Consider the following 24,692-nt stretch of genomic DNA (forward strand, 5'->3'; position numbering starts at 1 on the left):
CTACTTCTGAGCAAGCAGGCGGCGGGCGCGGCGCAGGTCGGCCCGGACCGCGGCCAGCACCCCGGTGCTGTCCCGCAGGTAGAAGTGGTCACCGCGGAACACCCGCAGCCCGAACGGCCCGGTCGTCACCCGCGCCCAGGCCGCCACCTCGTCCGGGTCGGCCAGCGGGTCGGCGTCCCCGGTGAAACCGAACACCGGGCAGTCCAGCGGCGCCGCCGGGGCGGGCCGGTAGGTCTCGTTCAGCTCGAAGTCCGCGCGCAACACCGGGAGGAAGAACTCCAGCAGCTCCGGCTGGCGCACCAGCTCCGGCGGCGTGCCGCCCAGGCCGAGCATCTCCGCGACGAAGTCGCCGCTGGGCAGGGCGTGCACGTCGCGGCGGCGGTTGGGCAGTTGCGGGGCCCGCCTGCCGGAGGCGATCAGGCAGCCCGGCCCGGCGTGGCCGGTCTCGCGCAGGCGCTTGGCCAGCTCGAACGCCACGATCGAACCCAGGCTGTGCCCGAAGAACGCGAACGGCCGGTCCAGGTGCGGGCCGAGCCCGTCCACCAGGGCGTCGACGAGCGGCCCGATCCGGGTGAACGGCGCCTCCCGGACCCGGCCCTCGCGGCCGGGCAGCACCACCGGGCACACCGCGGTGTCCTCGCCCAGCGCGCCGCGCCAGGGGCGGAAGAACCCGCCGCCACCGCCCGCGTGCGCGAAGCAGAACAACCTGGTGGGCGCGTCGTCGGCGAGCGCGTCGCCGCTGATCCAGCCTGCCACGGTCAGCCCCACGCGTACTGTCGGTGGTACTCGCGGACCCCGGTGAACAGCAACTGCTCCTTGCGGTCGGGGACGCGGTCGAGGACCGGCGCGTAGCTCGCCGGGTCGATGTCGCGGTCGGGCACCGGCACCAGGCACCGCTTGTTGATCGCGAGGGCGGCCAGGTACTGGTCGAAGTCGATCTCGACCCGCCCGGCCAACCGCTCGCCGATGCCCATGGTGGCCAGCTCGCGCTTGGCGTCCGGGCCGGTGATCCCGCTGAAGAACTCGCTGGAACAGCCGGAACCGTAGGAGAACAGGCCGACGCGCACGGGGTCGGTGAGCGGCGCGGAGTCGATCAGGCTGGCCAGCGCCAGGTACACCGACCCGGAGCAGAGGTTGCCCACGACACTCGGGTACACCAGCGACGGCGCCACCCGTCGCTCGAAGTCCGCCGCCACCTCGTCCGGCCTGCGCACCCCGTGCTCGCGCAGCAGCTTGCGGTGCCCCGCCTTGACCAGCCCGGCGAACGGGGTGTGCATGACCAGGTGGTCGAAGGTGGTCATGAAGTCCGCGCCGTCGACCTTCGCCCGGTAGTCGGCCACGCTGTTGCTGAAGCAGTCCAGGTAGGCGAACAGGCTGCGGTCCACGTCGGCGATGTCGAAGGTCGGCTCCGGGCGCGCGGAGTCGAGCGTCTCGTAGCTGTAGGTGCCGAACGCGCCCAGGTCGAACTCCAGGATCGTGCCCTCGTCGCCGATCAGCACTGCCGCGGCGCCGTGGCCCGCGGCGGGCTCGGAGTACTCGGCGTGCTCGTCCACCACGGCCACGTCGGTGGCGATCACCAGCGCCTTCGCCCCCGGGGAGATCCCCGAGGCCAGGTAGCCCGCGGCGAGCTGGATCGCGCCGGTCGCGCCGTAGCAGGCCTGCTTGACCTCGAAGAACCGGCAGTTGCGGGACAGCCCCAGGTACTCGTGCACGTAGGAGGCCACGGACTTGCTCAGGTCCACCCCGGACTCGGTGGAGGTCACCAGCACCTCGATGCTCGCCCGCTCCTCGTCGCTGAGCGCCGCCACGATCGGCAGCGCCGCGTTGACCGCGTTCGTCACCGGGTCCTCGCACGGCAACCCGATGGACCGGCGGGTCATCATCAGGTTCTCGATGCGACCCGGGTCCAGGCCGCGACCGCGGAACAGCTCCGGCACGGTGGCGTAGGCGTACCCGCAGTGGACGTTCAGCGCCTCGATCCCGGTCACCGCGTGCTCCGCTCGGCGAGGAAGGCCACCAGGCGGTCCACGTCCGGGACGGCGGAGAAGTCCGACATCGGCGCCCGGACCCCGAAGTGGTCCATCAGCGCCAGGATGATCTCCACCCGGTCCACCGAGTCGGCGCCGAGGTCCTTCAGGTGCTTGTGCCCGGGGATGTCGGTGACCTCCGGGAGGATGTCCCCGACGACCTGGCGGACCACCGCGAAGACATCGCTGTGGGAAGGTCGGCTGGGGGCTGGTTGCGTGCTGGTCACCGGGACACCTCCGGGGTGGTCAGGTGGATCGTGGCGACGGCGATCGCGCGGCCGGTCGTGCGGTCGGTGGCCACCACGGTGAACACCTCGTGCCGCGGGTCGTCGACGGAGCGGTAGGCCTGCACGGACACGCGCAGGACGGAGTCGGCGTCGGCGTTGCCGAGGTAGCAGAGCTTGTGGTCGGTCACCACCCTGCTCAGGAAGGAGGCGTCCGAGCGGCCGAGCCTGCGCCACAGCTTGAGCAGCGCCCGGTCGACGATGGAGAAGTAGGAGGCGAAGTAGATCAACCCGACGCCGTTGATGTCGCGGGTGATGTCGATCTGGTAGTCGAAGCTGGCCGTCCCGACCTGGTGGAACCCGGGGTCGGCGACGTCGTGGAACGTGTGGGCGGTGCGCGCCTGCTTGTAGGCCAGGCGGGGCGAGTACCGGGCGGGCAGCTTCGGCAGGTGCTCGTGGCGGAAGTCCGGGGGCGAGCTCTTGACCAGCCCGACGTTGCTGCCCTCGGCGCTGCGGGTCACCCAGCGGTTGAAGTTCTGCACGTAGAGGCAGTCCGGCCGGGGGTCCTCGAAGAACTCCACCGGGTCCACGGCGGTCCTGGCCGGAGCGCCGCCGCTGCGGCTGACCCGGTGCAGGGTCAGCACGGACTCGCTGCCGTAGTCGAACGAGCTGGAAGCCACCTCGATGCGGTCGCCGAAGGTCAGGCCACCGTGGTGGAACTCCGGGCTGCCCTGGATGTGGTAGTAGTAGAACGCCAGGTAGGTGGGGTTGCCGTCGGCGTCCCTGGCGGCGAAGACGTTGGTGTCGCACAACGCGGTCACCGTCTCCCACGTCCAGTCCCCGACCTGCCCGACGAACAGCGAGTTGTGCCCGCACATCCCCGGCCGGACGGTCAGCCGCCGCCACACGGAGTGCCCGTCCAGCACCGCGAACTCCGGCTGCTCGCCCCGGCTCGGCGCCGGGGTCCCCAGAGCTGTGTTCTCCGGCGCGGTGTCCTCCACCGGTGCTGCCACTGTCGCGGTCATGCCCTCACTCCGTTCAGCGCGTCGCGCTCGGCCAGGAAGTCAGCGATGAGCCGGTTGGTCTCCTCCGGGCTGGTCAGGTTCGGCCAGTGCCCGGCGTCGGCCACCTCGTGGTACCGACTGTCCTCGATCGACCCGTGCAGGAGATGCGCCGTTTTGAGCGGAATCACCGTGTCGTGCCGCCCCTGCACGATCAGGGTGGGCACGGAGATGTCCGGCAGCCGGGTCAGCAGGTTCGGCTGGGCGGCGAACACGTCCAGGTAGCGCAGCCCGGTGCGCGGGTCCATGCTCTCGCTGCGCAGCAGCAGCTCCTCCAACCGGGCGCGGTCGGCCCGCAACCGCTCGGAACCGGTCTTGGCGATGACGTTGTCCAGGTCCTCCCTGGCCACCACCGACAGCCGGTTGACCTCCCCGGACCGGTTGCCCAGCTTGTAGGAGCTGCACAGCAGCGTCAGCGAGGCGGTGAACTCCGGGTACCGCAGCGCGAACACCTGGGCCGTGATCCCCCCGAAGGAGGCCCCGGCCACGTGCACCGGCCCCGTCTCCCCGAGCGCCGCCAGCGCCCGCCGGGTCAGGTCGGCGATCCCGTCGTAGGTCAGGTCCCGCGCGGCGGTCGTCGCCCCCACGCCGGAGTGGTGCACCACGGTCACCCGGTAGCTCTGCGCCAGTGCGGCGAACTGCGGCCCGAACAACCCGGCCCCGATGTTGAACGGCAGCATCAGCAGCAGCGTCCGCCCGGACCCGGCGGTGAACACCTCCACGTCCCCGTCCTCCAGGGCCAGGACCTGCCGCCGGACGTCGGGGTTGTACTCGCGCAGGACCTCCAGGTTCTCGCTGCGGGCCTGGTGCCCCTCGGCCATCGCCTCCCGGATGTCCTCGGGCACCCGGTCGGCCGGGTGGTAGGCCGCGAGCGGCCCGGCCTCCCCGGTGGCGGGCACCAGGTCCGGGATCGGGGTCGGGTCCGCCAGGAACGCCAAGAGCCGGGTGGCGATCGTCCCGATGTCGGTCAACCCCAGCGGCACGGCGAGCCGCACCAGGTTCTCCCCCGCCAGGTGCCCACCCGCCCGGATGCCGGTGGCGCGGTAGAGCGCGGTCAGGAAAGCCTGCACCGGGTGGGCGTGGGTGGCGGAGAGGTAAGAGACGTCGAGCAACACGCAGTGCGCGTCACCCCCACCGCGCACAGCCGCCCCACCCTGCTCCAACGCCGTCCGCAACGTCGTCACCTGCGCGACCCGCCTGGCCGTCGCCTGCTCGCTCCACGCCCGGTCGGCCAACGCCTTGGCCAGCGTGGTCCGCGCGTGCACCCCGACCTCGTGCCCGCGCGAAGCCACCCGCTCGTTCAGGTGGTGCGCCACCTCGGGGTCACTGGTCGCCACCACCCCACCGAAGTCCACCCCGAAGTCCTTGGAGAGGCTGAGCGTCACCGCGTCGGCCAACCCCAGGACGTCGGTCACCACGTCCCACACCGGCCGCTGCTGCCCCGGCTCCAACCGGGTGATCGCCAGGGCGTTCTCCAACACCCTGGTCGCGTCGAGGACGAGCGGAACCCCGTGCAACCGGGCGGTGTCCCGAACCCGCCGCAGGTTCCCCAACGACATCGGCGCCCCACCCCGCGAGTTCGCCCCCACCTCCACGCAGACGAAGGCGGTCCCCCGCTGCAGCGCGGCGTCCAACGCCTCGATGTCGAGGTCCCCGCCGAACGGGCAGTCCAGGTCGACGGTGGGCACCTCCCGGGGCTCCAACCCGTTGTCGACGAGGTTGAAGTACCAGGAGGGGAACACCCCGTTGTGCAGCACGACCCCGCGCCGCGGCCACGCCCGGCAGAGAGCGGCCTCGGCGTTCTTCCCGGAGGCGGTGGGGATGATCGTGTCGAAGGGCAACGTCCCCGCGATCCCCCGCTCAGCCGCCCCTTCCAACTCCCGCCGCCGCTGCCCCACCGCGGCGTGCCCCAACTCCGCCCACGAGTCGGTCAGCAGGTCGAACTCGACGGCGGCGGACGGCACCAGCAACGGGTTGTGCCCGTGATCGGCCAACACCCGGTCCCGATCCCCCAGCGCGACGTCAGCGGTGACCCGAGCCACCCCGGCGACACCCGCCGCCACCGCAGCGGCACCGGTCGCACCGGCAGCCCCCGCCGCACCCGCAGCTCCAGCCAAGATCATCCGGCCCTGGGGACCCCCGATTTCCACATTACCGTCCACACCCGACAACCCGGAACCCACGCCGACCGCCCTGTGGACAACCCCGGCCACACCTGGCACACCCGCATCCCCACCAGCGGGTTCCAAGATCGACTTTCCCAGGGGACCCCCGTTTTCAACGTTACCCGGGGGGACCGGCAGTCCGGAACCTCCGGCGGTGGTCCTGTGGACAACCGGGGGCGCGGACTGGCGGGCGGCGCGGTTGGCCGGGTTGGCGATCATCAGGATGATGTCGGCGACGTCGGCGTTGGGGACGCCCGCGGGCCTGCACAGGTAGACCGGCAGGTTCGTGGTGCGGAACTTGTTCTTGAAGCGGAAGTTCCCGTCGCCGGTGAAGATGCCCTGGGAGCGGAGCTCCTCCAGGCCCGCCTCCAGGTCGGGGTCGGCGTTGGGGGAGTTGGCGACCTTCGCGCCGAAGCTGCCGCCGAAGCTGAAGACGGTGGCGCCCTCGGCCACGGTCCGCTCGATGATCTTCACCACCGTCCACTCAAGACCGCCGAGCGGCATGTCGTGTCGGTAGAACTCCAGGTCGAGCAGGTAACCCGCCTGCGACGGGATCTTGGTGACGATGACGGCGCTGACGACCCGGTCGGCGACGCTGGTCAGGAACATGCGGTGCCGGGGGGCCAGCACGCCGTGGCCGATCTCCTCCCGCACCGTGTGCACGTACGGGTTGACCATGGGCTTCCCGTCGGCCCACTCGTCGATGATCTCGGTGATCTCGCGGTCGACCGCCGGGTCGGAGCCGACCTCGTACTCGGTCAGCGCGCAGCGGCCCGCGCGCTCGAACTTGTTCAGCACGTACCGCAGCCGCTGCATCTTGCTGCCCTGCACGGTGAACGTGCTCAGGTCGTCGAGCCGCTGCAACGCGCCGAACGGGGTGGCGGTGAACGGGATGCCGTCGGCGTCCTCCAGGCGGTCGAGGCCGAGCAGGTTCGGCTGGAGACCGTTGGCCGCCGCGTACTCGGTGTACTCGCGCGCCAGCCGGGGGAAGTAGGCGTCCGGCCCGACGTAGCTCCAGGAGAAGATCACCCGGTCGCGGCGGGAGAAGTTGAAGTACCCCTTCCGCTCCGCGCCGAGGAAGATCAGCGGCGCGATGTCGCGGCCCGGCAGCCCGCCCTCGCGGCCGTGGTCGCGCTCCAGCTCGGCGACGACGGCCGCGAACTCGGGCCGCTCGTCCAGCCGGTCCTTCTCCAGCACGGTCCAGTCGCCACCGCCGATGACCATCGTCGGGACGAACGCGCTGTCCACGGTGGCCAGCTTCGCGGCGATGTCACCACCCAGCTGGGCGGTCAGCTCCGCCACGGTCGGGTGGTCGAAGAGCAGCGTCTTCCGCAGCGCCCCGAACCGCTTCTCCAGCGCCCCGACGACCCGCAGCATGTCGAACGAGCTGAACCCGTTGTCGGTGAACGACACCGCCGGGTCCACGTCCCGCCCCAGCTCCTCGGCGATGAACCGCCGCACCAGCTCCACCGGCTCCCCCACCGGCACGGCGGGCGCCGCGGCCACCGGGGCCACCACAGCCGGGGTTTCCACCACCGGTGCCGGAGCGACCGCAGGCACCACCGGTGCGGCAGCAACCGGCGGCACCGCGACCACCGATGGCGCGGCGGTCACCACCGGCCTGGCAGCAACCGGCGGCGCGGTGGCGACCAGCGGCTCGACGGCGACCGGCGGCGCGGTGGCAACCGGCGCCACCGCGGCGGGTGCGGGCGCCACAGCCGCGGGCCGGGCGGGCGCGGTGATCCCCAGCCCCGCCACGAAGGCGTCCAGCTCGTCGATGGTGTCGTACTCGTACAGCTCGGCGGCGGTCAGCTCGGTGCCGAGTTCGGCGTTGAACAGGCGGGCGAAGTCCATCCGGAAGATGGAGTCGAGCCCCAGCTCGGTGAACGAGGAGTCGTCGGCGATCTCGTCGGTGGGGATGCCGAGGATCTCCGAGAGCTTCTCCCGCACCGACTCCCGCAGACCCGCGGTGCCCACGGGCTGCACGACCACCGGAACCGGAGCGGCGACCACCGGGGCAGGCGGGGTGAGCGGCGGGGCCGGGGGCGCGGATCGGGTCGGGGTGCTCAGGACGAGCTTGGGTCCTCGTGGGCGGGGGCTGGACATCGCTCGTCCTCCGGTGTCTGTGCTCGAACTGGTGGGTCGGGTGGGTGAACCGGTTCGGGGGGTGGGAACGGTGGCCTCGACTGCTGCCCGCGGCGACTCCACGACCTGGTGAGCCGCTGCCACGTCGGGCCCGGTCTCCCCTGCGGGAACCACCGCGGCGGGCTCCCGGCTGGGCGCCGCGGGCTTGTCGACCGGGGTGAACCAGTGCCGGGTGGTGGCGAAGGGCACCGGCGGCAGCGGCACCCGGCTCGGCCTGCGGTGGCCCCACCACTGCTGCCACGGGACCTCAGCGCCCGCGACCCACAGCCGGGCCAACTCCTCCGCGGGCTCGTCGCCGGTGGCCGGGGCCGCGTTCTTCACCGCCGTGCCGCGCACCCCGTCGAGGGTGCGGAGCCGGGCGATGAGGTCGGCGCGGTTGCTGGTCGCGATCACGAGCCGGGCGGCCCGCGGTGCCCGACCGGTCTGCAGCGTGTGGGCGACGGTGGCGAGGTGGGCCTCCGGCGCGGCCTCCAGGTGGTCGGCCAGCGCGGTGGCGTAGCGGGCCAGCGACTCCTCGTCCGGCGCCGACAGCGGGACCAGGTACCGCCTGCCGTCCACGGTGGTGCACCGCGGCCGCGCCGGGCCGTTCTCCAGCACCAGGTGCGCGTTGGTGCCGCCGAACCCGAACGAGCTGATGCCCGCCCGCAGCACCGGCACGCCCGCGTCCGACACCGGTTCCCACACCCGCGCGGCGGACAGCACCTCGAACGGCGTCCCGGCCAACCGCAGGTACGGGTTCGGCGAGGAGTAGTGCAGGGAGGCGGGGAGCACGCCGTGCCGCATCGCCAGGACCACCTTGAGCACGCCCGCGATCCCGGCCGCGGCCTCCAGGTGGCCGATGTTCGTCTTCACCGTGCCCAGGGCGATGTGGCCGGAGGCGGGCAGCCCGCGGGACCCGTACAGCTCGGTGAACGCCTTCTTCAACCCCTCCGCCTCGATCGGGTCGCCGAGCCGGGTGCCGGTGCCGTGCGCCTCGACGTAGGTGACGGTGTCCGGGTCGACCCCGGCGTCGCGGTGCGCGCGGACGAGGACGCGGGCCTGGGCGAGCGGGTTGGGCGCGGTGAGGGAGGTGCTGCGGCCGCCGTGGTTGACGGCGCTGCCCTTGATCACCGCGTACACGTGGTCGCCGTCGTCGAGGGCGCGGCGGAGCGGCTTGAGCAGCACCGCGCCCGCCCCCTCTCCGCGCACGTACCCGTCGGCGGCGGCGTCGAAGGTCTTGCACTTGCCGTCCGGGGAGAGCATCCCGGACTTGGTGAACGCGATCAGCAGCCCCGGGCTGAGGATGACGTTGACCCCACCCGCGATGGCCTGGGCGCACTCCCCCGCCTGGATCGACCGCACCGCCCGGTGGATGGCCACCAGCGAGCTGGAGCAGGCGGTGTCCGCCGTCTCGCTCGGCCCGCGCAGGTCGAGCAGGTAGGAGACCCGGTTGGCCAGCACGGAGTGCGCGATCCCGGTGGCGGTGTGCGCCTCGACGGCGACACCGTGCTCCTTGAGCAGCTCGTCGTAGTCGGTGGTGGCGACCCCGGCGAACACCCCGGTCTCGGTGCCCGCGAGCGCGCTCGGCCGGTACCCGGCGTCCTCCACCGCCCGCCAGGCCTGCTGGAGGAACAACCGCTGCTGCGGGTCCATCACCGCGGCCTCGCGCGGGGAGATCCCGAACAGCTTGGCGTCGAAGGCGTCGATGTCGTCGAGGAACCCGCCGCGCGCGTCCCGGCTGTCCGGGTTGGCCCGCAGGTCGGCCCGGTCTTCCGGCACGGTCCGCACCAGGTCGGCCCCGGCGGCCAGGTTCGCCCAGAACTCGCCCACGTCGGCGGACCCGGGCAGCACCCCGGCGATTCCCACGATCGCCACCGGCTCCACGGCCGAGCCACCGCCCGCGGCCACCCCGACGGGCGGCTCCGCGTTCCCCGGCCCAGCCTGGCTCGAACCGGCCTCCGCGTCCCCGCCGTGTGCCCCGGCGCTCCCGCTCGGCTCGGCGGTCCCGCTCACCTCGGCACCCGCGGACGACTCGGCGGCCTCGCCCGATCCGACACTCGTACGTGCCTCTCCCGGTTCGGAGCTCACAGGTGGCTCAGCGGCCTTGCTCGATCCGGCGCTCTCGCTCGGCTCAGCAGCCCCGCGCAGACCGACGCCATCACTCAACCGAGAATCTCCGCCGAACCCGAATTCACCGCCCAGCCCAGCGCTCCCGCTCCCCCCTGCGCCGCCATCCGCGCCTGCTCCACCACCGAGCCCAGTGGATCCACTCCGCGTCCCGGCGGTCAACCCCGACAGCTCCCTTGTGGACACCTCGTCGAGTTGCCCACAGGCAAGATCCACACCGGCCGTTCCGTCGCCCACCGGCGGTAGACTGGCCTCGGGGTCAGCCCCCTGGGTGCGGTGGGGCATGTGGGGTGCGCGCGCGAGGGGGGTCGGGGGTTCGGGGGTCAGGGCGGTGGGGTGTTGGGCGCGGAGGTGGGCGGCGAAGGCCAGCAGGTCGGGGCACTCGAAGAGGACTGTGGGCAGCAGTTCCAGGCCGAAGCGGTCGTTCACCCGGTTCACCAGCTCGGTCAGCGTGATCGAGTCGAAACCCAGTTCCAGCAGCTCCGCGTTCATGTCCACATCGGACTCGTCGACCAGGAGGAATCCGGCGGCCAGGAGGCGCAGTTCGCGTTCGAGGTCCAGTTCCGCCGCGGCGGGCGCCACGGCGAAGCCGTGGTTGTCGCACAGGTGATCGGCGAAGGTCGTCAGGTCGGGGCACTCGAAGAGGACCGTGGGCAGCAGTTCCAGGCCGAAGCGGTCGTTCACCCGGTTCACCAGCTCGGTCAGCGTGATCGAGTCGAAGCCCAGCTCCAGCAGCTCCGCGTGCACGTCCACGTCCGACTCGTCCACCAGCAGGAACCCTGCGGCGAGGCCGCGCAGGACCTGTTCGACCTCCTCGCGGTCGACGTCCGGCCCGGTCGGGGACTGGGCGGCGGGGGCCTCGACGGGGGCGCGAACCGGGCCTTCGACGACCACCAGGGACGGTTCGGCGCTCGCCAGGCCGCGGATGAAGGCCTCGAAGCCCGCCCGGGTGCTGAGCGGGACCATGTCCCAGACCCGGGCGAACAGGGTCACTGTGGCCTCGTCGACGGTCATGCCGCCTTCGGCCCAGAGGGGCCAGCCGAGGGCGAGGGTGCGGCCGGGGCCGGTGCGGTGGGCGGCGTAGCCGTTGAGGAAAGCGTTTGCGTAGGCGTAGTCGGCCTGGCCGGGGTTGCCCGCCTCACCGGAGACGGAGGAGAAGAGGACGAAGAAGTCCAGGGGTGCGCCTGCCGTGGCGGCGTCCAGGTTGCGGGTGCCGTCGACCTTGGGCGCCAAGACCTCGGCCACCTGGGCCTCGGTCTTGACGACGGCGCGCGCGTCCCGGGTGACCCCGGCCGCGTGGATGACGCCGCGCAGCGGGGTGTCGGCGGGCAGGGACGCGACCAGGGCGGTGACCTGGGCGGCGTCGGCCAGGTCGGTGCGGTGGTAGTGGGCGCCGAGGGCGGCGACCTTGGCGGCGGTGGGGGCGTCGAGGTCGGAGCGGCCGAGGAGGACGACGGAACCGGCGCCGCGTTCGGCGAGGAAGGCGGCGAAGTGCAGGCCGAGGGCGCCCGCGCCACCGGTCACCAGGTAGGTGCCGTCCGGGCGGACGGTCAGCGCGGTCGCAGCGGGCGGGTCGAAGCGCTCCAGGGTCTTGAGCTGGCGGGTGCCGTGGGCGTACCGGATCTCCGCGGCCCCGGTGTGCAGGGCGCGCAGTTCGTCGACCACCCGGTCGGCCACGCCCGCGTCGACCTGGACGCGGGCACCGGCGAAGCGGCTGTGCTCCAGGGCCAGGGTGCGCAGCGTCCCGGCGACGGCGGTGTGCTCGGGGGCGTCGGAGGTGGAGACGGCGAGGACGCGCAGCGCGGCCGACCGGTCGCGCTCCAGCACGGCGGTGCTCAGCCAGAGGACCGGCTCGAACGCGGCCCCGGCGGCGACGATCGCGTCCGGCACCCGGCCCCGGGCCACCAGGGCGGCGACCTGCTCGCGGTAGTGCGCGCGGTCGCCCGCGGTGATCGTGATGACCTCGGCGTCGGGGTGGCGGTCGGCCAGTTCGGCGCGCAGGCCGGGGTCGCCCGCGACGAGCAGCGTGCGCGGGGGTGCGGCGCCCTCGTCGACCGCGGGCGCGTCCGTCCACACCGGGCGCAGGTAGCGGGTCTCGGTCAGTTCGGTGCGGCGGGGGGCGATCTCCAGGCCGGTGACGGCCTGCCGGACCACACCGTCGATACCCGCGAGCCGCAGGTCGAACCGCCGGTGCCCGTTGACCCGCCCGGGTGGGGTGGTCTCCCGGACGTGCACCAGGGCCCGGCCGTCGAGCGGTCCGCCGACGGTCAGCGCGCCGATCCCGACGGGCAGGTAGCCGGTGGTGCCGGAGCACAGCGCGGACACGGTTTGCAGGGCGCCGTCGAGCAGGCCCGGGTCGAGCAGGTGGCCGCCCACGGACTCCAGTTCCGACACGGCCTCCCCGCGCCCGACCCGCAGCGCCCGGACGACGCGCAGCGCGGGCCCGTACTCCAGCCCGGTCCGGCTGAACGCCGAGTAGAACGACTCGACGTCGACCTCGCGCGGGCACTCACCTTCGGTGTCCGCCTGCGGGAGGGCCGCGCCCGCGGTGATGGTGCCGCGCGCGAACGTGGTGCCGGAACCGTTGACGGTGAACGCGGACCCGTCGAGGTCGACCGTGATGGGCCCGGGTGCGGTGTCGAGGTTGACCGGCGCCACCCAGCGCACGTCGGACACCGTGACCGGTGCGCCGAGCCCGGTCGCCAGCCGCGCGACCTCCAGCAGGGCGACACCGGGCACCCACCGCTGACCGGCGAGCACGTGGTCCCCCGCGACGGCCAGCAGCGGGTGGTCGGCGGCGAACTCCCGCACCGGACCGGCGTCGGTGGTCGCGGTCGCGGGGGCGAGGGCCAGGTGGTGCGGGTCGTCGGTGATCCAGTGGCGGCGGCGGTCGAAGACCGTGGTGGGGAAGTGGACGCGGCGCGCGGGGGTGGCCCAGCGGGCGGCCCAGTCCACGCGCTTGCCCGTGACCCACTCCGGTTCGGCGCCGGTGGGGTCGCCGGTGCGGGCGAACTCGGCGAGGGCAGTGGCCAGTTCCGCCTTGTCCGCGACGGTGAACGCGGCGCGGCGCGGTTGGGCGCGGCGGCCGACCTGGCTGGTGAAGGCGAGGTCGCGCAGCGGCGCGGTGCTGGTGGGCAGGAAGTCGGCGACCGCGGCGGCCAGCGCACGCAGGGCCGTGTCGGTGCGGGCGGAGAGGACGAACGTCTGCGACTCCCCCGGCACGTCGGGGGTGGAGGGGGCGCCGACGTACTCCTCCAGGACGACGTGGGCGTTCGCGCCGCCTGCCCCGAAGGAGCTCATGCCCGCCCGCCGCGGCCCGGTGGACTCCCACGGCTGCGCCGCGAGCTGCGGGCGGAAGCGGGACTCCGACAGGTCGATCTTCGGGTTGAGCGCGGTGAGGTTGGCCGTCGGGGCCAGGGCCCGGTGGCGGAACTGGAGCAGCAGCTTGGTCAGGCCCGCCACGCCCGCGGCGCCTTCGAGGTGGCCGATGTTGGACTTCACCGAGCCGATGGCGATGGGGGACCCGGTGCCGTAGGCGCGCGACAGGGCGGTCAGCTCGATCGGGTCGCCGAGGGCGGTGCCGGTGCCGTGGGCCTCGACGTAGGAGATCCCGGCGGGGTCGACGCCGGAGCGGGTGAGGGCGTCGGCGATCAGGGCGGCCTGGGCGTTGGGGTTGGGGACGGTGTAGCCGGAGGTCTTGCCGCCCGCGTTGAGGGCGCTGCCCTTGAGGACCGCCCACACCGTGTCCCCGTCGGCCACCGCGGCCGACAGCGGCTTGAGCAGCACAGCGCCCACGCCCTCGCCGGGGACGAAACCGTCCGCGGCCTCGTCGAACACGCGGCAGCCGTCGCCGGAGGCGAGCATGTTGCGGGCGCAGAGGGCGGCGAAGTGCGCCGGGTGGGTGATCAGGTTGACCCCGCCCGCGATGGCCATCCGGCAGTCGCCGCGGCGCAGCGACTCCGCCGCCAGGTGCAGGGCGGTGAGCGAGGACGAGCAGGCCGAGTCGACGGCGAAGCTGGGGCCGGTGAAGTCGAACACGTAGGACACCCGGTTCGCCACCGACCAGTACGCCGAGTGGCCGGTGGCGAACCGGCCCTCGGGCCAGTCCTGGGCGGCGGCCAGCAGCCCGTAGCCGCCGTACATCAGGCCCGCGAACACGCCGGTGGCCTGTTCCTTGGATGCCTCACCCAAGTACCCGGCCGATTCCAACAGCTCCCAGCAGGTCTCCAGGAACAGCCGCTCCTGCGGGTCGATGTCGGCGGCGTCGCGCGGCAGGATGCCGAACAGGCCCGCGTCGAACTGCTCGATGCCGTCGAGGAAGCCGCCCCAGCGGTTGTAGGTGGTGTTGGGGGCGCGGCCGGTGTCGAAGTGCTCGCGCCAGTCCCACCGGGTGGCGGGGACCTCGGTGATGCCGCTGTACCCGGCGGACAGGTTGCGCCAGAACGTGTCCAGGTCCGGTGAACCCGGGTAGCGGCCCGCCACGCCGATGATCGCGACGTCGTCGGTGGAGACGGGTTCGGACACCGCGGGCGCGGCGGGGGCCGCGACCGGCTCCGGGGCCGCCGGGACGCCCAGCAGCGCGGTCAGCTCGGCGCGGTGCGTGGTGAGCAGGTGGGTGGCGAGCTGGTCGATGGTCAGGTGCTCGAACAACAACGTCGAGGGCAAGTCACCCAGGTCCTGCTCGAACCGGGAAATGATGTTCAAGCTGACCAGCGAGTCCACCCCGAAGTTCTCGAACGTCGCATACTCGTCCAACGACGCGGCGTCGGACTTCAACACCTCCCCGAACACCGACCGCAGGTAGGCGCGCACCAGGTCGTCGGTCACCTCGCCCGGCAGGCTGCCCGCGTCGGTGTCCGGCGCGGAGTCCTCGACCGGCAGCTTCTGCGCGACCAGCAGGCACTGCTCCAGGTCGTCGGCGGGGGTGCCCGGGTAGCCGTCGACGCGGACCACGCGGAAGCCCGCGGCGGCCAGTACTTCCCGCCACTTGGTGGGGCTGAGCAGCGGGGCGTGCTCGATGCGGGTGTCGTCGGTGTAGCGCCACCAGCCGCCGGTCTGGCCGAAGGTGAGGGTGAGGAAGTCCGAGCGCCGGGTGACCTCGTTGACCAGCACGACCCCGCCGGGGCGCAGCATCTTGGCGATGTTGGTCATGGTCCGGGTGATGTCCTGGGTGGCGTGCAGGACGTGCGTGCCGAAGGCGACGTCGTAGCCGCCCGCCTCGAAACCGTGCGTCGCCGGGTCGTCCTCCACGTTGAGCAACCGGAACTTCGCGAACGGGTTGTCCGCGCCGTAGGTCCGCTCGCCGAGGCGCAGGAACGACGCGGAGATGTCGGTGTAGTGGTACTCGACGTCGGCCCCGGAGTTCCGCAGCGCGGGCAGGACGAACACCGAGCTGGCCCCGGTGCCCGCGCCGATCTCCACGACCCGGGCGGTGCGGTCGCCGATGCCGCGCACGGCCTCGGTGACACCGGTGGCGAGCAGGCCGTTGTAGTAGTCGGACACGGCCTGGCCCTTGTAGATGGCCTCCACCAGCTCGGCGGAACCCTTGGGGAACAGCACGTCCATGGCGCTGCGGCGCCCGTCGAGGACCTCGGCGAGGGCGTCCACGCAGGTGCGCAGCAGCCGGATGTGCCCGGCCAGCTCGGGGAACTCGGCGGCGAAGGCGGTCGGGTCCGCGGAGCCGGGGGTGCCGTCGAGCAGGGTGAACACGTCGCCGGTCTGCGTGGCGTGGCCGTCCTGCACGAGCATGGCCAGCACGGCGCGGAACAGCCGCTCGTACTCGGCGCGCACGCCCAGGGAGCGGATCAGCTCGGGGACGGCGACCGGCGAGCCGACCTCGGGCCGCCCGGTCCACTGCGCGAACGCCTGCCGGAACAGCGCCCGGGACAGCGCTTCCAGCCGGGTGTAGCCGGTGCGGGAGTGGGAGAGCCCGGTGTCGGGTGTCGCCACGGCCCGCACCACCCCCGCGGGGGCAGCCTGGGCGGGGGTGCCGACGACCTTCGCCAGTGCGTCGGCGCGGGTTTCCAGCAGGTGGGTGGCGAGTTGGTCGATGGTCAGGTGCTCGAACAACAACGTCGAGGGCAAGTCACCCAGGTCCCGCTCGAACCGGGAAATGATGTTCAAGCTGACCAGCGAGTCCACCCCGAAGTTCTCGAACGTCGCATACTCGTCCAGCGACCCGGCGTCGGACTTCAACACCTCCGCGAACACGCGCCGCAGGTAGGCGCGGACGGCATCCGCCTCGGCAGGTCCCTCCACCACCGCCTGCTCGACCAACGGCGCCGGGGCCAGCCCGGAGACCTGGATGCCCATCTCCGGCAGCCGCGCCCGGTCGCCCTTCATGACCAGCACCTGCGGCAGCCCGGCGTTGATCACCCGGCGCAGCGCGGCCATACCGTCGGCGGGCTCGATCGACTCCACGCCCAGCCCGGCGAAGACCGCCCGCATCTTGTCCGTGGCAACCGCCCCCACGCTGCCCCAGAACCCCCAGTTGACAACGGAAACGGGGTGGCTGCGGCGCAGGTTGAGCCAGTGGGCGAAGGTGTCCTCGAAGGTGCTGGCCGCCGCGTAGTTGGCCTGCCCGCCCGCCTCCACGAACGACACCGCGGAGGAGAAGATCAGCAGGAAGTCCAGCGGTTCCCCGGCCAGCACGTCGGCGAGCGCGGTGCAGCCCGCCACCTTGGGCGCCAGACCTGCCTCGAAGGTGTCGACGTCCATGTTGGCGATCGTGCGGTCGCGCAGGTCGAGCGCGGCGTGCACGGCGCCCCGGATGGGGCCGAAGGCGGCGCGGGCCTCGGCGACGGCGGCGCGCAGCGCGGTCGCGTCGGCGACGTCGGCGGACAGGTAGAGCGCCCGGCCGCCCAGCGCGGCGATCTCGTCCACCTTGCGCCGGTGGTCGGGGCCGAACGGGCTGCGGCCGATCCACACCAGGTTCGCCCCGGCGATCCGGGCGAGCAGCCTGCTCAGCGCGAAGCCGATGCCGCCCGCGCCGCCGACCAGCAGGTACGTGCCGCCCTCGACGAACGGGGTAGTGCCGACCGGTGGGGTCAGCCTGCGCGGTTCGAACTCGCGCACCAGCCTGCGGTTCCCGCGCAGCAGCACCACGTCCTGCGTACCGGGTTCGGCGACGACCCGCTCCGCGGGCACCCCGGCGAGGCCGACGTCCACGCACCCGACGGTCCAGCGCGGGCACTCGGCGGCGACGGCCCTGGCCAGGCCGAGCAGCCCGGCCGCGTGCGGGCGGACCTGCTCGTCCGGCGCCGCCCCGAGCGCCCCGCCGAGCACGATCTTGACCGTGATCCGGTCCTTGCCGCGACCGGCGTCGAGCAGGCGCTTGACCAGTCGGAACAGGCCCAGCGTGCTGCGGTCGGCCTCCGGCGCCACCCCGGGTTCGGCGACGCGGGCGACGTAGTACAGCGTGTCGAAGGGGGCGTCGAGCGCGGACAGGTCGGGGTCGCCGGTGTCCGGGACGACCACGGTGACCGCGCCGCGCAGCCCCGCGGCGAAGGCGGCCGCGTCGGCGGTGTGCACGACGGCGACGCGGCCGGGGTCGACGGCCGGGGCCGCGGGGGCGTCCCGCCAGACCGGCACGTAGAGGGTGTCCTCGATCGGGTTGCGCTGAGCGCGCAGGGCGAACCCCGTGTAGCGGACCAACACCCGACCGGTGCTGTCGATCAGCCGGACCGTGTAGGTGTGCTCGCCGCCCGCGCGCACCACGTGTGAGTACGCGGGGACGACGTGCGGGTGGAACACCTCCACGGAGTCGATGGCGAACGGGATCAGCGGCGCGTCGCTGCGCGCCTCCAGCGCGGCGACGGTCTGCTGGGCACCGTCGAGCAGGTTGGGGTGCAGGGCGAAGCCGAGGTCGGTGCCCGCCGGGAGGGCCAGCGCGCCCAGTGCCTCGTCGGCGCCGAACGCCACCTCGGTCAACACCTGGAACGCGTGGCCGTAGTCGATGCCCGCGGCGGTGAAGTCCTCGTAGTGCCGGTGCGCGGGGACGCGCCCGGCGCAGCGGGCGCGGATCGCGGCGACGTCGACCGTCTCGGTGGTACCGGTGAACGGTGCGACGGTGCCGCGGGCGCTCGGGGCGGCGGGATCGTCGGTGTAGAGGGAGAAAGCGGTGCCGTCGACGCGCAGGCGCAGGGTGCGGGTGGTGTCGGCCTCGATCAGGCGCAGCCACCGGACGTCGGACAGCCGCACCTGCTCGGCGCCCGCCCGCAGCGCGGCGGACACGGCGAGGTCGATGCCCGCGGCGCCGGGAAGCACGTTGTGGCCGCCGATCCGGTGCTCGCCGACCACCCAGTCGGTGGGGCTGAGGGTCAGGGTGAACACGCCGTCGACCGGCTCGCCGAGGTAGGGGTGCGCGGACTTCGGCGCGTCGAGGACCCAGTGGCGGTCGCGGGCGAACGGGTAGGTGGGCAGCGGGATGCGGCGGCCGGTGGCGGGCCACACCGGGTCCCGCCCGGCCACGTAGTCCTGGGCCAGTGCGCTGGTGCGGACCGGGCCTGTGGACAACTGTTCGCGCAATTCGGCGACGCTGCCTACGGTGAATGCCGTCCGGACCGCGAAGTGCGTGCGTCCGGTTTGGAGGGTGAACGCGAGATCGGCCAACGACAGGTCGTCGGTCAGGGCTGCGCGCAGCCGGTCGAGCGTTTCGGCCAACGCCCGCTCGGTGCGGGCGGAAAGGGGGATGACGTGATCGCCTTGGGACGGGGTCTTCGCCGCGGTCGGTGGTTCGGCGACGACCAGGTGGGCGTTGGTGCCGCTGAAGCCGAAGCTGGACACGGTGGCGACCCGCCTGCCGTCGACCGCCCACGGGCGGCGGTTCGACACCACCTCGAACGGGCTGCTGTCCAGGTCCGCCTTGGGGTTCGGCTTGTCGAAGCTCGGTGCGGGCGGCAGCTCGCCGTGCCGCAGCGCGAGCAGGACCTTGAGCAGACCGGCGATCCCGGCCGCCATGGTGGTGTGGCCGATGTTGGCCTTCACCGAGCCGATCGCGCAGTAGCCGACGTCGGCGGAGGACCGGCGGTGCACCTCGGTGAGCGCCTTGACCTCGATCGGGTCGCCCAGCGCGGTGCCGGTGCCGTGCGCCTCGACCAGGCTGATCTCGCGCGGGTCGAGCCCGGCGCGGCGGTAGGTGTCGGCGAGCAGCGCGGCCTGGGAGGCGGCGCTGGGGGCGGTGATGCCGTTGGTCTTGCCGTCGCCGTTGATGCCGGAGGCCAGCAGCACCCCGTGCACGGTGTCGCCGTCGGCGACGGCCCGGTCGAGCCGCTTGAGCACGACCACGCCGACGCCCTCGCCGAGCACGGTCCCGTCGGCGGCGGCGTCGAACGGGACGCAGGTCTGGCTGGGCGAGAGCATCCCGACCCGGCTGCCCCGCACGTGCAACTGCGGGGTGACCATCAGCGCCACCCCGCCCGCGACGGCCATGGCGCACTCGCCGCGGCGGATCGCGTCGGCGGCCAGGTGCACCGCGACCAGCGACGACGAGCACGCGGTGTCCACTGCCATGGTCGGGCCGTCGAGGTTGAGGAAGTAGCCGATGCGGGCGGGCAGGATCGAGCTGGTGGTGCCGAGGAACGCGTGGCCGCTGTCGGCCCGGCCCGCCTCGGCCAGCAGCAGGTCGTAGTCGCCGGGCGCGCAGCCCACGAACACGCCGCAGCTGGTCTTCTCCGCCTTGCCCACCGCGTAGCCCGCGTCCTCCAGACCGGCCCACGCCTGCTGCAGGAACAGCCGCTGCTGCGGGTCCATCGCCTCCGCCTCCAGCGGCGAGAGGTTGAAGAACGCCGCGTCGAAGCGGTCCACATCGGACAGCATGGCGCCGACCCTGCTGTAGGTGCGGCCCTCGGCGAGCCGGTCGGTGCTGTGCACCGCGTCGACGTCCCAGCGGTCCTTGGGCACCGGGCGGAAGCTGTGCCTGCCCGCGACCAGGTTCGCCCAGAACTCGTCCAGGTCCTCCGCGTCGGGGAAGCGACCGGACATGCCGATCACCGCGATGGGCGCGTCGGCGGCCGCGGGCCCGGTCGGCACCGGGGCCGGGCGGGGGGCGGGTCCGAGACCGAGCACGTGGGTGGCCAACGCATCCATCGTCGGGTGGTCGTAGACGGCGACCGGGTCGACCTCGACGCCGAACCGCTCCCCGACCTCCCGCACGACCTCCACGGCACCGACGGACTCCAGGCCCATCTCGCTGAAGCTCTGCCGCGCGTCCACCTCGTCGCGGCGCAGGTACAGCCGCGCGCACACGGCGTCCTCGATGGCGGTCAGCACCTCGGCGCGCGTGGCGCCCGCCACCGACGGCGGGGCCTCGGATCGCGGCTCTGCCACGGGTTCCGGCTTGGGTTCCGACTCGGGTTCGGCGGCGATCTCCGGCTTGGCGGCGGCCTTCCACCCGCCGAGCCAGTAGCGCTCCTCCTGGAACGGGTACGTCGGCAGCGGCAGCCTGCGGACCCGCCTGCCCGCGTGGCAGCGCGACCACGGCACGTCGGCCCCGCCGACCCAGCGCTCGGCCAGCTCGGCCAGCTCCCCGGCGGCGAACAGGTCCACCAGCTCGTCGGCGGTGGAGGCGTCGTCGCCCGCGCGGGCGGTCCACAGGCCGGGGGCGCGCTCACCCGCCAGGTAGTTCTCCAGCTTGCCGCGCAGCTCGCGGGCGGTGGTGGCCACGACCGCCACCCGCTCGGCCAGCATCGGGCGGCCGGTCTGCACCGTGTAGGTGATGTCGGCCAGGCTGACCGAGGGCGTGGTGGCGCCCGCGTGCGCGGTCAGCGCGGCGCAGGTGCTCGACGGGCCCAGTTCGGCGGCGGTCCCCGGTGCCCGCTCGGCCAGCAGCGCCCGGACCCGGTCCAGCCCGAGGGCGTCGACCCCCAGGTCGGCCAGGGACTCGTCGGCGGCGACGGCGTCCTCCGGCACGCCCAGGATGTCCGCGACCAGCGTCGTCAGGGCCGCGACCAGCGCCGGGTCGCCCACGGCGTCGCGCTGCTCGATGGCGGCGAACAGGTCGACGAACTGCCCGGCGTAGGTGTGCAGCACGTCGCGGTCGCGGGCGCTGAGCACGAACAGGTGCGGCCCCGGGGTGTGCTCCGGCGGCGCGGGCGGCGGCGCGCTCTCCAGCACGACGTGGGCGTTGGCGCCCCCGGCCCCGAACGCGCTGACCCCCGCGCGCAGCACCGACTCCCCCGCCACCGGGTGCCAGGGGGCGCGCTCGCGCTGCACGGCGAACGGGGACGCGGCGAAGTCGATGTGCGGGTTGAGGGTGTCCGCGTGCAGGGACGGCACCAGCTCGCGGTGCAGCATCTGCATGACCACCTTGCTGATGCCCGCGATCCCGGCGGCGCTCTCCAGGTGGCCGATGTTGGACTTGACGCTGCCGATCGCCCGGCTGCCCGGCTCCAGGTCGCCGAACGCCCGCCGGACGCCCTCGATCTCGATGGGGTCGCCGAGGGACGTGCCGGTGCCGTGGGCCTCCAGGTAGCCGATGGTGTGCGCGGGGACACCGGAGTCCTCGACGGCCCGGCGGATGACCCCGGCCTGCGCGGTGGGGCTGGGCACGGTGTAGCCGCTGCCCTTGCCGGTGTGGTTGAGCCGGGTGCCCTTGATGACCCCGAAGACGAAGTCGCCGTCGGCCCTGGCCTGGGCGAGGGGCTTGAGCAGCACCGCGCCGACGCCCTCACCGGGAACGTACCCGCTGCCCCCGTCCCCGAAGCTGCGGCACCGGCCGTCGGCGGAGAGGAACTGGCCCGCGCTGAGCTGGACGTACTTCTGCGGGTGGACCGACACGTTGACCCCGCCTGCGATGGCCATGGTGGCCTGCCCGGCGCGCAGCGCCTCCACCGCCAGGTGCACGGCGGTGAGGCTGGAGGAGCAGGCGGTGTCGACGGCCATGCTCGGGCCGCTGAGGTCCAGGCAGTAGGAGACGCGGTTGGCGACGGTGCAGTGCATCGCGGTCGGGTGCACGCCGTCGGCCTCGAGAAGCTGGTAGTGGTTCCACATCACGCCGACGTAGACCCCGACGGTGTGCCCGGCGATGGCGTCCGGCCGGTACCCGGCGTTCTCGACGGCGCGCCACGCGGTCTTGAGGAACAACCGCTCCTGCGGGTCCATCCGCTCCGCCTCCCGGCGGGAGATGCCGAAAAAGGGGGCGTCGAACCGGTCGACCCCGTCGAGGAACGCGCCCCAGCGGCTGTAGCTGCGCCCGTCGGTGCCCTTGTCCGGGTGGAAGAAGTCGGCGTGCGCCCACCGGTCGGCCGGGATCTCGGTGACGCTGTCGACGCCGTCGGCGAGGTTGTGCCAGAAGGTGGTGAGGTCCGGCGCCTGCGGGTACTCGCCGGCGATCCCGATGATGGCTATGTCCTTGTCCTGCCCGTCCCGGGAGTCCGCGCCGAACCGGTTCCCGGGCGCCTGCCCGGCCTCCGGGCCCGGCTCGGTGCCGCTGCTCTGCCGGTCGCCCTGTTCCTGCCGGGCTTCCGGCTGCGGGAACAGCGCCAGGACCCGGTCCGCCTCACCGTAGGAGACGACGAGGCGGCCGGTGCCGCCGAGCGCGGACCAGAGCAGGTCGAGGCCGACGTCGGTGGGCAGCGGCCAGGTGCCGGTGGCCTTCCCCGCCCGGAGCAGGGTCTCGTCGTCGACGCGCATCCCGCCGTCGGCCCAGAACGGCCAGCCGATCGCCAGACCGCCGTGCGCGGCGGTGAGGTGCTCGGCGTAGGCGTTGCCGTAGGCGTAGTCGCTCTGCCCGATGTTGGCCAGCGTCGCCGAGACCGAGGAGAAGGTCACGAACGTCGCGACACCGCCCGCCGCCTCGACCAGGTTCCGCGTCCCCGCCGTCTTCGCGGCCAGGACCTGCGCGACGTCGGCGTCGTCCTTGCGGAAGAACAGCCCGTCGCGGACCAGCCCGGCGCAGTGGAAGACCCCGTCGACGGGACCGAAGACGGCCCGCGCGGTGGCGATGGCGGCCCGGGCCTGGGTCGCGTCGGCGATGTCGGCGCGCAGGTACTGGACCTGGGCGCCCGCGTCCTCCCAGCCCGCGATCCGGGTTGCCAGCTCCGGGGTGATCGACCGGCGCCCGATCAGGACGAGCCGGGCCTGGTGCGCGGTCGCCAGCCGGTCGGCGAGGTGCAGCCCGAGCCCGCCCGCGCCGCCGGTGATGACGTAGACCCCGCGCTGCTTCGGCGTTCCCGGCGTGGTCGCGGCGGGCGCGAACCGCACCACCTCGCGGTGCCCCCGCACCCAGCGGACCTCGGAGTCGGCGAAGCTGTCGGCCAACTCCGCGAGGACGATCTCGGCCGTGGGTTCCGCCTCGACCACCTTTGTGGTCAGGAGGGAGGTCTCGGCCGTCACCGTGCGGGCGAGCGCGGCCACAGCCGCGTTCTCCGGTCCACCCGGGTGCAGGAACACCACCCGGGCAGGCGCCTTGGCCTCCACCAGCGACGTGGCCAGCTCGGTGAACGCCCGGTACGCACCAGGGATCGCGGCGCCGACCGCTGCGGCGGTGCCCGCGGTGTCAACGGTGTCGGTCGGTGAGGGGGCGATGAGCACGTAGTCGGTCGCGCCTTCGTCGACCAGGGTGAGGTGCCTGCCCAGCTCGGCCTTGAGCGCCGGGGTGGCCCCGAGCACGGTGACCGTGGTGGGCGTGGCGCCCGGGGTGGTGTCCTGGCGGGACCACACCGGGGTGAACGCGTGCACCGCCAGGTCGGTCGGGATCGTCGTGGTCTCGACGGTTCCCGGGGCGGCGCCCGACTCGGGCGCCTGCGGGGTCGCGGTGGGTTTGTATGTGCCATGCAAGTGCTGTGCGAGGGAGGCGATGTCGGAGAACTCGAACAACAGGGTGGGGTAGAGCGCCGCCCCCACGTACGCCTCCAGCTCCCGGCTCATCCCGAGCATCGCGACGGAGTCCAGGCCCAGGGCGTAGAAGCCCGCCTTGGTGTCGACGGTGGACTTGTCGACACCCAGCGACGCCGCGACCATGCCCCGCAGGTGGTCGACGACCACCGCCAGCGGAGCAGGCCCCTCGGCCTGCGGCTGCACGGCTGCCCGCGCGGGCACGCCGGTCTGCGGCAGCGAGCCGGAGGTGGGGCCGGGTGTGGGCTGCGCGGGCGTGGTGCCCGGGTCGGGTGCGGGCTGCGGGGTGGTGGGCTCGACGTCCAGCAGGCGGGTGATCAGCCCGGGGAAGCGGATGCGCTTGCAGGTGAGCTTGCCGAACGACGCCAGGAACCGGCCGTGCTCGTCGACGATCGTGTAGTCGTTGTGCATGACGTCGCCGGACTCGGCGATGACCTCGGGGCGGGGCACGTAGGCGAACACCCGGCCCGTGATGGGGCGGGGGGCGCGGAACTCGCCGACGTAGACGGGGATGAAGGGTTCCTCGTTGAGCGGGGCGATCTGCCCGAACGCCGCGAGGGTGGAGCAGTCCAGCTTCGCCGGGTGGGCGTGGAACGCGCCGTCGGTGGCGGCCGTCTCCGCGTCGAGGGACAGTTCGGCCAGCAGGTAGTCCGGGCCGAGGCGCAGTTCGCCGAAGCAGCGCATGGCGTTGCCGTGCCGGATCTCCTCGGCCCTGGCCCTGGCGTACAGCTCGTCCATGTCGACGGCCCTGGCCCCCGCCCGCAGCGCGGCCAGGTCCACCGGGGCGGGCTCGGGCAGGTCGGCGAAGACCAGTTCAGCCTGGAAGTTGTCCCGGTACTCCGAGACCGGCTCGCCGTCGCGCAGCCACCGGCTCGACGCCGTGACGTGCCCGGCCGGGTCGATGCGGATCCGCACGTCCCGGTCGTGACCGTCCTTGGTCACCATCGCCTCGTGGAACAGGACGTCGCGCACCACCGCCCGGGTGGTGTCGACGCCCTGGGCCGCCAACACCCGGAAGACGATGTCGAGGAAGGTGACCCCCGGCATCACCGAGACCCCGTGCACGCGGTGGTTGCGCATGACGAAGTCGGAGTGCGCCAGCACCAGGTGGCATTCGATACCGGTCGACAT

At 73.3% G+C, this 24,692-nt stretch carries 5 protein-coding genes; all 5 read right to left on the reverse strand.

Features of this window, described 5'->3' with window-relative positions; translation table 11 throughout:
- From L6E12_RS10325 to L6E12_RS35060, 5 genes are read right to left on the reverse strand one after another with little or no spacing between them, the layout of a single operon-like run.
- Positions 1-768, reverse strand: coding sequence for a thioesterase II family protein (locus L6E12_RS10325; protein WP_236227682.1), 768 nt, complete (start codon positions 766-768; stop codon positions 1-3).
- Positions 759-1,988, reverse strand: a complete 1,230-nt coding sequence (locus tag L6E12_RS10330) for a hydroxymethylglutaryl-CoA synthase (protein ID WP_236227683.1) — start codon at positions 1,986-1,988, stop codon at positions 759-761. The genes L6E12_RS10325 and L6E12_RS10330 overlap by 10 nt, the downstream gene beginning before the upstream one ends.
- Positions 1,985-2,254: an acyl carrier protein gene (locus tag L6E12_RS34355; RefSeq protein WP_236227684.1), complete on the reverse strand. Its 270-nt coding sequence runs from the start codon at positions 2,252-2,254 to the stop codon at positions 1,985-1,987. Before L6E12_RS34355 ends, L6E12_RS10330 begins: the two co-directional genes overlap by 4 nt.
- A complete protein-coding gene (locus L6E12_RS10340; RefSeq protein ID WP_236227685.1) occupies positions 2,251-3,276 on the reverse strand; it encodes an LnmK family bifunctional acyltransferase/decarboxylase in 1,026 nt (341 codons plus the stop codon). The genes L6E12_RS34355 and L6E12_RS10340 overlap by 4 nt, the downstream gene beginning before the upstream one ends.
- Positions 3,273-24,692, reverse strand: coding sequence for an SDR family NAD(P)-dependent oxidoreductase (locus L6E12_RS35060; RefSeq protein ID WP_304523867.1), 21,420 nt, complete (start codon positions 24,690-24,692; stop codon positions 3,273-3,275). Before L6E12_RS35060 ends, L6E12_RS10340 begins: the two co-directional genes overlap by 4 nt.

The organism is Actinokineospora sp. PR83 (assembly GCF_021056305.1).
GTDB classification, from domain to species: domain Bacteria; phylum Actinomycetota; class Actinomycetes; order Mycobacteriales; family Pseudonocardiaceae; genus Actinokineospora; species Actinokineospora spheciospongiae.